Consider the following 11435-nt stretch of genomic DNA (forward strand, 5'->3'; position numbering starts at 1 on the left):
CCAGTTTTGGGCTCCGAGCCTCAAGCTCGTCTGAGAGATTTGGACCCAATCCGCTGATCACCATACCGGCCCGCGGCTTCTGAAAATGCCGCACAATGAGGCCTGACAGAAGACCGCACTCGATCACTCCACCAATCAGTCAAAAAACTTCTTGCTTCCAGGGCGGCAACCACAGAAGCCCAAAGAGTCAGACAATACACAACGTCACGAAGATCACGATTGGCAAGAGCCCGACCATCAGGAACTTGTGCTCTTGAAAGCTTTCCTTGTCGAAACATGTGCGCGTGAATGTCGATATCACATGGTGATATCCCAGAAACCACAGATCAATCACGAGGATGGGATAGAAAAGACTAGGCTCCCAAAGGATCACGAGGCCCGTAATGACCGACAAAGCCAAGAGCCCCACAATGAACATCATATCGAATTGTGCGTTTCTGATCCAAGGCAAACTACTGCTCATTTGCCCCGCTTGAGCGGTATCCGTCATACTTTTGCGTCCTCTGTCACGATTTCTTGTCGTGACGAGGTTGGCGGAGAAAGATGGCCGAATTTTGACAATGCTAAGGTGTTGAGTGCCATTGTTGCTCTTTTGACAACAATGAAGCCCTACTGTCAGCGCCTTTTGAATAACAGCAGCCAGCGGGCACATATCCGCACAGTCTGCAGAGCGGCCATTGGACAGTTACACCCAACGATGCGGTCGCCACGGCACTCTAATCGTCTCTGCTCCCATCCGGGAGGACCCGCTCAGACCTTGCCTTCAAAATCGCTGTGGATGAACTTACAGTCGCAATAGCCGCATTCGACCCAGCCGGTATCGCGCGGGATTTGCAGCCAGACGCGGGGATGTCCCAGCGCCCCTTCGCCGCCGTCGCAGGCAACGCGGTAGGTGTTCACGATCCGGGTTTCAGGCGCGTCTTGGCTCATGGGGTGGTCCTTGGCTGAGGCTCTTTCTGCGGATGTTATGCGGCAAGAGCGGCAGCGGGACAAGGCCTGCTTGGGAACCAACCTACTCTTGATCGATCCGCAACAAATAGCAGTTGTTGCTTGCAGAACGCACATGCAGATAGGCGGCGTCGTGCTCTTTGAAGAGGTCCTTTGCGTAGGGCTCAATCTGATCTTGGGGCACAACGGCACCGGACCCATAGATAATCCGTTCGTCCTTATTGTACCCTTTGATCAGATAACCCGGCGATGTGGTCATGATCTCGGGAATGTCTGCACCGCCGCCCTGCTCACAAGGCTCCGCACAAAGAAAGATCGGTCCCGATTCTGCGTAGGGGTGCAATGTCTCAAACGGACGGTGTGCAAGTATCAACATCTCGGCCCCTTCCGGGACGGTGCGCAAACAGTGGCGGCAGGGTTTTCCCGCGCCGTCAGAGGTGGCGCGTTCCGGGGTCATGCCATTGGCATCAGGGGCACCCGATTGAAGGGCGCGAACAAGGTCGGTAGGCAGGGGGATGTAATTCATGAGGTCTTCTCCTGTTTCTGTAATCTGTGTCAGCCGTTGCACCCGATAAACCAACCCGGATCCTGCGCATCCGGGAGCAACCTGAGGAAAGAGGTTCACGCGGGCCAAGAGGCAGGGTAAAAGCCCCCAAAACATGAGGCGGAGCAAGGCAAAGATGACAACTCTGAAACCGGTTGTTCTGTGCATTCTGGACGGATGGGGCATCAGCGATGTCTCGGAGGGCAACGCACCATTGCTGGCAAATACGCCTCATTTCGACCGGATCATGCAGACCTGCCCTCATGCGACACTGATAACCCATGGGCCTGATGTGGGCCTGCCGCGGGGTCAGATGGGCAATTCCGAAGTGGGACACACCAACATTGGCGCAGGCCGCGTCGTGGCGATGGATCTGGGCCAGATTGATCTGGCGATCGAGGAAGGGGAGTTCGCGCAGAACCCGCCACTGCTGGAATTCATCGACAAGCTGAAAGCGACCGGCGGCACGGCGCATCTGATGGGGCTTGTGTCTGACGGCGGGGTGCACGGGCATTTGCGCCATATGGTTGCGGCGGCAAAAGCCTTGGATGATGCGGGCGTGCCTGTGGTCATACACGGCATCACGGATGGCCGTGACGTGGCACCGCGTTCCGCGCTCGGGTTCTTTGATGAACTTGAAGCCGCGCTGCCCGAAACTGTGAAGATTGTCACGGTGACGGGCCGCTATTTCGCCATGGATCGGGACAACCGCTGGAACCGGGTGGAAAAGGCCGCGCGTGCCATGCTGCAAGGCGAAGGTCTGTCCGAGGATGCCGCAAAAGACGCGGTGGATGCAGCTTATGCACGGGGTGAGGACGATGAGTTCATTCAGCCAACCGTGATAGGCGGTTACGCAGGACCGAAGGATGGCGACGGTTTCTTCTGCCTGAATTTCCGGGCCGACCGCGCGCGTGAAATCATGGCAGCGCTGGGCGCCCCTGATTTTGATGCGTTTGATGCGGGCAGCCGGCCCGACTGGGCAGCGCTGATGGGGATGGCGGAATATTCATCAGAACACCGCGATTACATGACCACGATGTACCACAAGCCGGATCTGCCGAACACGCTTGGCGCATGGGTGGCGAAACACGGAAAACGACAGTTCCGGCTGGCCGAGACAGAGAAGTATCCACACGTGACGTTCTTTCTGAACGGGGGCGAGGAAAACGCGGCGGACGGTGAAGACCGCTACATGCCGAAATCACCGGATGTGGCGACTTATGACATGCAGCCGGAAATGTCGGCGGGTGAAGTAACGGACCGTTTGGTAAAGGCCATCGAAGACGGCTATGACTTGATCGTCGTGAACTACGCCAACCCCGATATGGTGGGACACACCGGCGATCTGGACGCGGCAATGGCTGCTTGCGAAGCGGTAGATGCAGGTCTTGGCCGAGTGCTGGCGGCACTTGAGAAAGCGGGCGGCGCCATGGTGCTGACCGCCGATCACGGCAACTGCGAAACGATGATCGACCCCGAAACAGGTGGCGCGCATACCGCGCATACACTGAACCCTGTACCGGTGGCGGTCATTGGCGCGCCAGAGGGGGCGAAGGTCAAGAGCGGACGTCTGGCTGATCTTGCGCCAACGCTGCTTGAACTGATGGGAATGGATCCGCCCAAAGAGATGACGGGGAAATCACTGATCTCATGATGCGCTTCATCTTATCTCTGGTGCTTCTGCCCACTTTGGCCGCGGCACAGACCCCGGCAGCGGATCAGGCCCGCGCGGCGGCGGATGCGCTGGAGGCGGCGTCGAACATGCTGGACGATGCGGACGGTGCGCGCGACAGGGTGCGTGCGTTGACCGAAACCATTCAGGCGTTTGAGAGCGGGTTAGGCGCCATGCGCACAGGTCTGCGGCAGGCGGCGATCAATGAAGCGCAGCTGACCAAGAAGCTGCAATCGCGCGAGGAAGAAGTCGCAGCCCTCTTGGGAGCGCTGCAAAGCATGGGTGGCGGTGCATCACCCGTCGCGCTGCTCCACCCCGATGGACCCATGGGCACCGCACGCGCTGGCATGTTGCTGGCTGAATTGACGCCCGCGCTGAATGCACGGGCGGATGCCTTGCGGACCGATCTTGAGAACGTCCAGACCCTGCGCGCCTTGCAGACGGATGCGGCCAAGCGGTTGCAGGAGGGTCTGACCGAGGTACAGGCAGCGCGCATAGCGCTTAATCAGGCGATGGCGAACCGCACGGATTTGCCAAAACGCTTTACCGCTGATCCGGTGCGTACCGGCATTCTGATCGCCTCAACCGAGACGCTGGATGGCTTTGCCAGTGGCCTGTCCGAGATAGTCACAGATGAGATCGAGCCGGCCCCGGTCAATCTTGATGGACAGATTGGTGAACTGCGCCTGCCGGTACAGGGCCTGATCCTGCGCCGCGCGGGCGAGGCGGACGCAGCGGGCGTCAAACGCCCAGGTGTGATTATGGCCACACGACCGGGTGCCATCGTCATATCGCCAACAGCGGCGACAATCCGCTACGCTGGCCCGCTGCTGGACTTTGGCAATGTGGTGATTCTTGAACCCCAGGCGGATACGTTGTTTGTACTCGCCGGGCTTGATGTGGTTTATGGCGAGGCCGGGCAGGTGATTGCAGGGGGCACACCCGTTGGGCTGATGGGTGGCTCTTTGGCAGAAAAAGGCGATGAATTGTCACCCCTTCGTGAAGGCACTGGCACTGAGCGTTCAGAAACGCTCTATATAGAAGTAAGACAAGCGAACAGGCCCCAGGATCCCGTAGCGTGGTTCCGAACGGATGAGGATGGATAGAAGAATGAAGAAGTTTTTGATGGCAGCCCTTGGGGGCACCGTGGCAGGTGTGATCGCGACAACGCAGATCGCCGCCCCGCTGCTGGCTGAGGAAAGTGCCAAGACAGAAAACGTTTATGAACAGCTTGACCTGTTCGGTGATATCTTTGAGCGCATCCGCGCGCAGTACGTCGAAGAGACAGATTCAAGCGAGCTGATCGAAGCTGCGATCAACGGGATGCTGACCTCACTTGATCCACACTCCAGCTATCTTAGCCCCAAGGATGCCGCCAAGATGCGCGAGCAGACACGCGGTGAATTCGGCGGTTTGGGTATTGAGGTCACGCAGGAAGACGGTTTTGTCAAAGTTGTATCGCCCATCGACGGCACGCCAGCAGATGAGGCGGGGATCGAAGCGGGTGATTTCATCACGCATGTGAATGGCGAAAGCCTATTGGGTCTGGTGCTGGATGACGCGGTTGAGCTGATGCGCGGCCCCGTTGGATCCGAGATCGTGATCACCGTTGTGCGCGAAGGCGAACAGGAGCCGTTTGACGTGTCGATCATCCGTGACACGATCCAATTGACTGCCGTGCGCGCGCGCACCGTGGGCGAGACGATTGTCCTGCGCCTGACCACGTTTAACGAACAGACCTACCCCAAGATGAAAGAGCTGCTGGAAGAGCAGGTCGAGGCGGCGGGCGGCATGGAGAACGTGAACGGTTTTATCGTCGACATGCGCAACAATCCCGGTGGTCTTCTCAATCAGGCGATCGCGGTATCAGACGCGTTTCTTGAGGAAGGCGAGATTGTCAGTACCCGTGGTCGCAATGTAGCCGATGGTGACCGTGTGAACGCGACGCCCGGCGATCTGACGCAGGGCAAACCTATTGTCGTACTGATCAACGGTGGATCGGCATCCGCGTCCGAGATCGTGGCAGGTGCATTGCAGGACCATCGCCGTGCGATCGTGATCGGCACCAAGAGCTTTGGTAAGGGGTCTGTTCAGACTGTTATGCCACTGCGCGGCAACGGTGCCATGCGCCTGACGACGGCGCGTTATTACACGCCATCGGGCCGCTCCATTCAGGCGCTTGGCGTATCGCCGGACATCGTCGTGGCCCAGCCACCTGCCAAGCCCGAAAGCGAAGATTCCGAAGCCGTAGCACGTCCTCTCCGGTCAGAGGCCGATCTGCGCGGCAGCCTGAACAACGACAGCCTGACCGAAGATCAGATCAAGCAAATCGAAGAAGACCGTGCCAAGGCGGAAAAGGCAGCACAGCTGCGCGAAGAGGATTATCAATTGGCTTATGCGATTGATATTCTCAAAGGCTTGTCTGCGCTGGGGTCTTCTGAATAGAGCTGTCAGAGCGTTCTGATATGTAGAAAAAATGAAATGGGCAGCACGCGGAAAATCCGCGGCTGCCCCCTTTACCAAAGCGGTTGTTATTCTGCGGGTTGTGACGATGGTGACGGTTCTGCTATTGCGCTGACCCCAGCACCGTGACGCAGCACCATGAAACCGAAAACCAGCATCGACAGGACAACAAGGATCGAACCGAGCTGCGCCAACACTTCACCCTGACCGGTAATGGCCATCACGATCCCCGGCGTCAGGATCAGCACGGTTGCCGTCACCACCAAATAATGAGCCATCGCCAAACGGCTATCTGCTGCGCGGGGCGTCAACGCGTAGTAGGTTCCGAAAACTGACATCGCGACAAAGCCAATCAGGTTAAGATGCCCATGTGCAGGGGACAGGGTATGGTCATGGCTTGCCGACATCTGGATGCCCCAGATCATGCCGCAAAGCGCAAAGAAAGCAGCGGTTGCAAAGAACAGGGTTGGTATCGATTTCATGTCAGTTTCTCCGTCAGTTCAGGCGCCAGCGGCGGGCCAGTGAAGGTGAGGTGATGGTGTTGCGCAATCTCCTTGATCACCGTCATGTCCTGCGGGATCTGCAAGGCATCGGCGGCCATCTTGTGAAAGAATGCCTCGAAGCCGCCAGGACCTAGAATTGTCAGGTGACGCGCAGGCGTGGTGCTGAGTACGCGGAAGTTGTGTTCCTTTCCCTTTGGGATAAAGATGGCCTCGCCGGGTCCGCGCATATGGGTTTCTCCTTCAAGCCAGAACTCTGTATCTCCAGACAGAACCACAAAGGTTTCGTCTGCGTCGTGGTGGATGTGGCGCGGCGGTCCTGACCCGGCAGGCGAAACACAATCGATGATTGAGATCGCCCCGTTGGTATCAGCCGATGACAGGATCGTCCGGTAAAGAACGCCCATCCATTCGCAGGCACTGGGGCCTAGTGTCGTGTCTTTCATCGTTTCCTCCGGATCTTTTTCGGAAACGAAAGCGCTTTCGTGTCGTCAGGCTAAAGCTCTCTTGGTCATATGAAAAATGAATTGTTTATATTATTGATATTCACATGGCAAATTTATCCAGCTTCGATTTGAACCTGCTTCGGGTGCTTGACGCCTTGCTTGAAGAACATTCCACCGTCCGGGCGGCGGCGCGGCTGGGCCTGTCCCAACCTGCTGTCTCGGCTGCGCTGGGCCGTCTGCGCGGGGCCCTTGGGGATGAGCTGTTTTTCCGTATGGGGCAAGGGATGGCACCTACGCATTACGCGCTGTCGCTGCAAAGACCGCTCCGCGAGATCATTGAGCAGATCGAAGGGTTGATCGAAGCGCCGAATGATTTTGACCCCGCCACCTCAACCGCAGGCTTTCGGCTGTCCGGCAGTGATTTCTTTGCCGAACTCTTGATGCCACGCCTTGCAGAGCGCCTGCAAAAGCTTGCGCCCTCTATGCTGGTGCATCTCGTTGATTTGGTGCCGGACAACTACGTTGACACGCTGGAACGGTACGAGGTCGATCTGGCACTGATCCCGAAAACAGACCTGCCGGACTGGGTGCAAAGTCAAACCTTGTTTCATTCGGGCTTTCTGGTTGTCGCCCGCAAGGGGCATCCCCGGCTTGATCGCGCAGGCCTCAACGCTGGTGATATCGTGCCAATCGATCTGTTCTGCGATCTTGGGCATGTCCTTTTCTCGCCCGAGGGCAACAGGAAAGCGATGGGAGATGCGGCCCTTGCCCACGTTGGCAGAGAGCGAAAGGTCGTGATGACGATGCCTGTGTTCTCAGGCGTATATCGAGCGGTTGCGGGGTCTGACCTCGTTGCGCTGCTGCCCACCGCGCTGGCGCATCAGGTGGCACCAACAGCGGGACTAGAGGTGTACCGCGCACCCATTCCGGTTCCCACAGCTGAAATCGTGATGGTTTGGCACCGGTGCAACGCGGCAAGCCGGGCTCATATCTGGTTGCGCGAACAAATATCCACGTTGCTGGCGCCATTTGACGAAGCCAACTAACCGGTGCTTTTGCCGCAATGGGGTTTCGTTTGCGTGGGTCTGAGGTCAGGTGGTCTCGAGGCAGTGCCGCCGAAACGCACGCTTCAACATGTCCAACTCGGCGCGCAGAAGATCCATCTCAGCCCTGATGTCATCGCTAAGCACTTCACCAGCGATCAGAGTGATATGACCGATCTTAGCGTCTGTATCGGCATCCCGAATAATCAGGGTCTGAACGCCGTCGGCAATGGCCTCCGGGGGGATACGCACCGACAGCGTCCAGTGATCTGCGCTTTGATTGTGGGTCAGGATGATATCGGACACGACCGCGTCTTCATGGGTCACCTCGACCCGCGGCTCTTCTTCGCCCATGCCGGTGATAATGCCCTGCCAGACGCCCTGCTTCATCTTGGTTTTGGTAAGTTGCAGACTGCTCATGCGCGGCGTTCCTTCACAGATGGGCGCGCGGACGGCGCGAGAATGTCAGATCCCGCAGGACCACCTGGTTCATCTGAGGCCCTTCGAAAATCAGGTCTATCCATGCCCGTTCCACCCGCTTTTCATTCAGGTTGGAATAGGCCAGATCAAACTCCACCCGGTGGTTTTCCTCATGATGTGGCAGTTCGCGGACAAGCTGTTCGGTGTTGGGGCCGTGTTTGATGTTGAGCCGTGCAAATATTTCCAGCGGTTTTTCCAGCTCAACAATCGCGTCCATGCGCAGCAGATGCGTCCGCTTGAGACCCTCCACACCTTTGGCAGGCAGATCGATCACAAGCGACAGGAATGAACCATCGAACTTGAAAACATCGAGGCGCAGACCAAAAGGCGCCAGGTCTTCTTCTCTGAGATTGCGCAGCTGGCGCAGGGTCAGTTCAGAGAATTCGCAGTCGTGAAACAGGGTCACCTCTTCGCCCAGCATGGACTTGGTCTGGACCGACGACAGGCCCGGCGTGGCGAGTGGCCCGCGCCATAGTCCAGGTCGCCAGGCCCAGTCCGCGTTGTGCGGCTTGGGAAAACTGGTCGAGCCGATCATCGGCAGAGCCAGCCGTTCGTCAGCGGTATGGATCAGCTTGTCCAGATGTGTCTTGAGGATACGCGCACGGCTGCGTTGCCGGCGCAGAAGGGCAAGGTCAGTTTCCTCTGCCTTGCGCGCCGCCTGCGCCCAGCGTCGGATATTGCGCGAGAACACCTTTCCTTCCAGAAAGTTGAGAGAGATTTTGGACATGACCGCAGGTGCCTGTTGGTTTTCCGACACTCTATCCACGCGAAACGTTTCGTTCAAATAAATTGGCAACAATCACTGCCGGAAATTAATTTGTGTTACCGAATTGGAAACAATGCGCCGCAACCGGTCACCATCAGGAAGCTGGTTCTGAACCAGCAATCAATTTTAAAAGGATGTCGCGCCCCTCATGGCTGACGGCGCGACCATCTTCGGGGCCGTACAAGGCCAAACCCATCAGTTGATCGCCCACGCGTGTGTTGGCGCGCCAGTGTTGGGATGCCATCCCCTCAATTGGGGATGGGCCGTTTGCACGAAAAACGACGCTGTTTTCTGTTTCCTGAAGGGACGACACATCCTGAAGGCTGAGCGCCTGTGCCGTATGCGCCGGAGTTGGCAACTCAGCCCCATCGGCTATGGCTGAAAAGCTGACGGTGATGATCCCCAGTGGCGCATCAGCAGCAGCTGACGGCGCGCCAAGCTTGTCACATCGGGCCATCAGGGCAAAGCGCTGTTTCAGGCTGCGGCGGTCGATGCAAAAGCCACTCGGCGGCACCAGCGTCACTGCGCCAAAAGCCATGGTCGCCTGCGAGAGAGCAACATTCGGTCCGCTGCCCAAGCCACCCAGAAATGCACCGCCCTGACCGTCGTCGCAGGCGGTCAGGGCGGTCAGGGCCAGTGCTGTGACAGTGGCCCTAAAGCTCCATGTAGTCATGCGTTTCTGCCTTGGCACCCGGATGCGTCACGGCACCAAGGTAGGTCGGGCCAACCAGCTGGGCGTATTTCCACAATGCGCCGGAGGCATAGTTGGTTGGGCGTGGACCCTTCCACTCTGTTTTGCGCTTGGTCAGCTCTTCTTCTGACAAGTCGACGTCAATGGACCCGGTGATCGCGTTGATGGTGATCATGTCGCCGTTTTGCAGCAGACCGATGGGTCCGCCCATCGCGGCCTCTGGCCCCACATGCCCAACACAGAACCCGCGCGTCGCACCGGAGAAGCGCCCGTCAGTGATCAGCGCAACTTTCTTGCCCATGCCCTGACCGGAAAGTGCTGCCGTGGTCGCCAGCATCTCGCGCATGCCGGGGCCGCCACGCGGCCCTTCGTTGCGAATGACAAAGACATCGCCTTCGGAATAGGTACGGTTCTGGACCGCCTCAAAGGCGTCCTGCTCGCATTCGAATACCAGTGCGGGACCGGTGAAGACGATGCTGTCCTCGTCCATGCCCGCGATCTTCACGATGGCACCTTCAGGCGCAATGTTGCCTTTCAGGCCAACAACGCCGCCGGTTTTGGAAATAGGTGTCGCGACGGAGTGAATGACCTTGCCATCCGCCTCACGCTCAACCTGATCCAGTACTTCACCCATGGAATATCCGGTGGCGGTGATACAATCCGTGTGGATCAGCCCCGCCTTGCGCAGTTCTTTCATCACGACAGGCACGCCGCCGGCCTCGTAAAGGTCCTTGGCCACATACGCGCCACCGGGCTTCATATCGACGAAATAGGGTGTATCGCGGAAAATCTCGCAAACATCTTCAAGGAAGAAGTCGATGCCACACTCATGCGCCATGGCAGGCAGGTGCAGGCCCGCGTTGGTTGAGCCGCCGGTGCAGGCCACGATGCGGGCTGCGTTTTCAAACGCCTCACGGGTACAGATGTCGCGGGCGCGGATGTTCTTTTCGATAAGGTTCATCACCCCAGCACCGGACGCGCGACCGTATTCGTCACGGTCCTTGTAGGGCGCTGGCATCCCGGAAGAGTTTGGCAGCGCCAGACCGATGGCCTCGGACACGCAGGCCATGGTGTTGGCGGTGAACTGGCCGCCGCAGGCCCCGGCAGAGGGGCAGGCGACGCGTTCGAGGATCTCAAGCTCGGCCTCGGTCATGGTGCCGTTCTGATAATTGCCCACAGCCTCGAACATGTCCTGAACGGTCAGGTCACGCTCGGCAAAGCTTTGGGGTATATCGGCCCCTTTGGGCGCGCGGCCCGGCAGGATCGATCCACCATAAAGAAACACGGACGGCACATTCAGACGCAGCATCGCCATCATCATGCCCGGCAGGGATTTGTCACATCCCGCCAGACCGACCAGTGCGTCATAGCAATGTCCGCGCATGGTCAGCTCAACCGTATCCGCAATCGCCTCGCGCGAGGCCAGAGAGGACCGCATGCCCTCATGACCCATGGCGATACCATCGGTCACGGTGATGGTGGTGAACTCGCGCGGTGTACCTTGCTCGGACTTCACGCCCTCTTTAACCGCTTGCGCCTGACGGCTCAGCGCGATGTTACAGGGCGCGGCTTCGTTCCAGCAGGTGGCGACGCCGACCAGCGGCTGGTGGATTTCCTCATCCGTCATCCCCATGGCATAATAATAGGACCGGTGCGGCGCCCGCGCGGGCCCTTCGGTGACATGACGGCTGGGCAGTTTAGATTTGTCAAAGCGTTGGTTGGTGGACATCGGCCGGGCTCCCTGAAAGTCGTTTGCACCGGAATAGTCGGGCACGGCGGGTGCTGCAAGACAAAGCGGCGATGTTGTAATGCGCCAAATAGGGCCCTACCTTGTGTAAAATGACGTTCAGGGACTGACACGGCCCCTAGCACCCAGCGAAGG

General features: G+C 58.4%; 13 protein-coding genes. 4 read left to right on the forward strand and 9 right to left on the reverse strand.

Features of this window, described 5'->3' with window-relative positions:
* Positions 1-187 precede the first annotated feature (187 nt).
* The 3 genes from GV827_RS09415 to GV827_RS09425 form a co-directional block, all read right to left on the reverse strand.
* Complete coding sequence (locus tag GV827_RS09415; RefSeq protein ID WP_164353559.1) at positions 188-490, reverse strand: hypothetical protein; 303 nt, start codon at positions 488-490, stop codon at positions 188-190.
* A 260-nt stretch (positions 491-750) separates the two neighbouring features.
* The gene (locus GV827_RS09420) at positions 751-930 is read right to left on the reverse strand and encodes a zinc-finger domain-containing protein (protein ID WP_164353560.1); all 180 of its coding nucleotides are present in this window, start codon (positions 928-930) and stop codon (positions 751-753) included.
* Between the two features lie 82 nt (positions 931-1012).
* The gene (locus GV827_RS09425; RefSeq protein WP_164353561.1) at positions 1013-1474 is read right to left on the reverse strand and encodes a DUF1203 domain-containing protein; all 462 of its coding nucleotides are present in this window, start codon (positions 1472-1474) and stop codon (positions 1013-1015) included.
* 154 nt (positions 1475-1628) lie between these two features.
* On the opposite strand from GV827_RS09425, the gene gpmI reads away from it, so the two are divergent.
* From gpmI to GV827_RS09440, 3 genes are read left to right on the forward strand one after another with little or no spacing between them, the layout of a single operon-like run.
* Positions 1629-3146: a 2,3-bisphosphoglycerate-independent phosphoglycerate mutase gene (gene gpmI / locus GV827_RS09430; RefSeq protein WP_164353562.1), complete on the forward strand. Its 1518-nt coding sequence runs from the start codon at positions 1629-1631 to the stop codon at positions 3144-3146.
* Positions 3143-4270, forward strand: coding sequence for a murein hydrolase activator EnvC family protein (locus GV827_RS09435; RefSeq protein WP_164353563.1), 1128 nt, complete (start codon positions 3143-3145; stop codon positions 4268-4270). Before gpmI ends, GV827_RS09435 begins: the two co-directional genes overlap by 4 nt.
* A gap of 4 nt (positions 4271-4274) precedes the next feature.
* Positions 4275-5609, forward strand: coding sequence for a S41 family peptidase (locus tag GV827_RS09440; protein WP_164353564.1), 1335 nt, complete (start codon positions 4275-4277; stop codon positions 5607-5609).
* Between the two features lie 86 nt (positions 5610-5695).
* On the opposite strand, the gene GV827_RS09445 is transcribed toward GV827_RS09440, so the two are convergent.
* Positions 5696-6109, reverse strand: coding sequence for a hypothetical protein (locus GV827_RS09445; RefSeq protein WP_164353565.1), 414 nt, complete (start codon positions 6107-6109; stop codon positions 5696-5698).
* A complete protein-coding gene (locus GV827_RS09450; RefSeq protein ID WP_164353566.1) occupies positions 6106-6573 on the reverse strand; it encodes a cupin domain-containing protein in 468 nt (155 codons plus the stop codon). Before GV827_RS09450 ends, GV827_RS09445 begins: the two co-directional genes overlap by 4 nt.
* 104 nt (positions 6574-6677) lie before the next feature.
* On the opposite strand from GV827_RS09450, the gene GV827_RS09455 reads away from it, so the two are divergent.
* A complete protein-coding gene (locus GV827_RS09455) occupies positions 6678-7619 on the forward strand; it encodes a LysR family transcriptional regulator (RefSeq protein ID WP_164353567.1) in 942 nt (313 codons plus the stop codon).
* 45 nt (positions 7620-7664) lie between these two features.
* Here the strand turns inward: GV827_RS09455 and GV827_RS09460 are convergent, their stop codons facing one another.
* From GV827_RS09460 to ilvD, 4 genes are all read right to left on the reverse strand, one after another.
* Positions 7665-8036 carry a hypothetical protein gene (locus GV827_RS09460; RefSeq protein ID WP_164353568.1) on the reverse strand — a complete coding sequence of 124 codons (372 nt, stop codon included), beginning with the start codon at positions 8034-8036 and terminating at the stop codon, positions 7665-7667.
* 13 nt (positions 8037-8049) lie between these two features.
* Positions 8050-8823: a DUF6478 family protein gene (locus GV827_RS09465; RefSeq protein WP_164353569.1), complete on the reverse strand. Its 774-nt coding sequence runs from the start codon at positions 8821-8823 to the stop codon at positions 8050-8052.
* Between the two features lie 133 nt (positions 8824-8956).
* On the reverse strand, positions 8957-9535 hold the full coding sequence (locus GV827_RS09470; protein ID WP_164353570.1) for a hypothetical protein: 579 nt from the start codon (positions 9533-9535) through the stop codon (positions 8957-8959).
* On the reverse strand, positions 9516-11282 hold the full coding sequence (gene ilvD, locus GV827_RS09475) for a dihydroxy-acid dehydratase (protein ID WP_164353571.1): 1767 nt from the start codon (positions 11280-11282) through the stop codon (positions 9516-9518). The genes GV827_RS09470 and ilvD overlap by 20 nt, the downstream gene beginning before the upstream one ends.
* Positions 11283-11435 lie beyond the last annotated feature (153 nt).

Origin of the sequence: Sulfitobacter sediminilitoris (assembly GCF_010667575.1) — a bacterium.
Lineage (GTDB): Bacteria > Pseudomonadota > Alphaproteobacteria > Rhodobacterales > Rhodobacteraceae > Sulfitobacter > Sulfitobacter sediminilitoris.

Bases quoted from the DNA above. Each gene is read 5' to 3' on its own strand.
- GV827_RS09415 (WP_164353559.1), bottom strand. From the start codon at position 490: ATGACGGATACCGCTCAAGCGGGGCAAATGAGCAGTAGTTTGCCTTGG.
- GV827_RS09420 (WP_164353560.1), bottom strand. From the start codon at position 930: ATGAGCCAAGACGCGCCTGAAACCCGGATCGTGAACACCTACCGCGTT.
- GV827_RS09425 (WP_164353561.1), bottom strand. From the start codon at position 1,474: ATGAATTACATCCCCCTGCCTACCGACCTTGTTCGCGCCCTTCAATCG.
- gpmI (WP_164353562.1), top strand. From the start codon at position 1,629: ATGACAACTCTGAAACCGGTTGTTCTGTGCATTCTGGACGGATGGGGC.
- GV827_RS09435 (WP_164353563.1), top strand. From the start codon at position 3,143: ATGATGCGCTTCATCTTATCTCTGGTGCTTCTGCCCACTTTGGCCGCG.
- GV827_RS09440 (WP_164353564.1), top strand. From the start codon at position 4,275: ATGAAGAAGTTTTTGATGGCAGCCCTTGGGGGCACCGTGGCAGGTGTG.
- GV827_RS09445 (WP_164353565.1), bottom strand. From the start codon at position 6,109: ATGAAATCGATACCAACCCTGTTCTTTGCAACCGCTGCTTTCTTTGCG.
- GV827_RS09450 (WP_164353566.1), bottom strand. From the start codon at position 6,573: ATGAAAGACACGACACTAGGCCCCAGTGCCTGCGAATGGATGGGCGTT.
- GV827_RS09455 (WP_164353567.1), top strand. From the start codon at position 6,678: ATGGCAAATTTATCCAGCTTCGATTTGAACCTGCTTCGGGTGCTTGAC.
- GV827_RS09460 (WP_164353568.1), bottom strand. From the start codon at position 8,036: ATGAGCAGTCTGCAACTTACCAAAACCAAGATGAAGCAGGGCGTCTGG.
- GV827_RS09465 (WP_164353569.1), bottom strand. From the start codon at position 8,823: ATGTCCAAAATCTCTCTCAACTTTCTGGAAGGAAAGGTGTTCTCGCGC.
- GV827_RS09470 (WP_164353570.1), bottom strand. From the start codon at position 9,535: ATGACTACATGGAGCTTTAGGGCCACTGTCACAGCACTGGCCCTGACC.
- ilvD (WP_164353571.1), bottom strand. From the start codon at position 11,282: ATGTCCACCAACCAACGCTTTGACAAATCTAAACTGCCCAGCCGTCAT.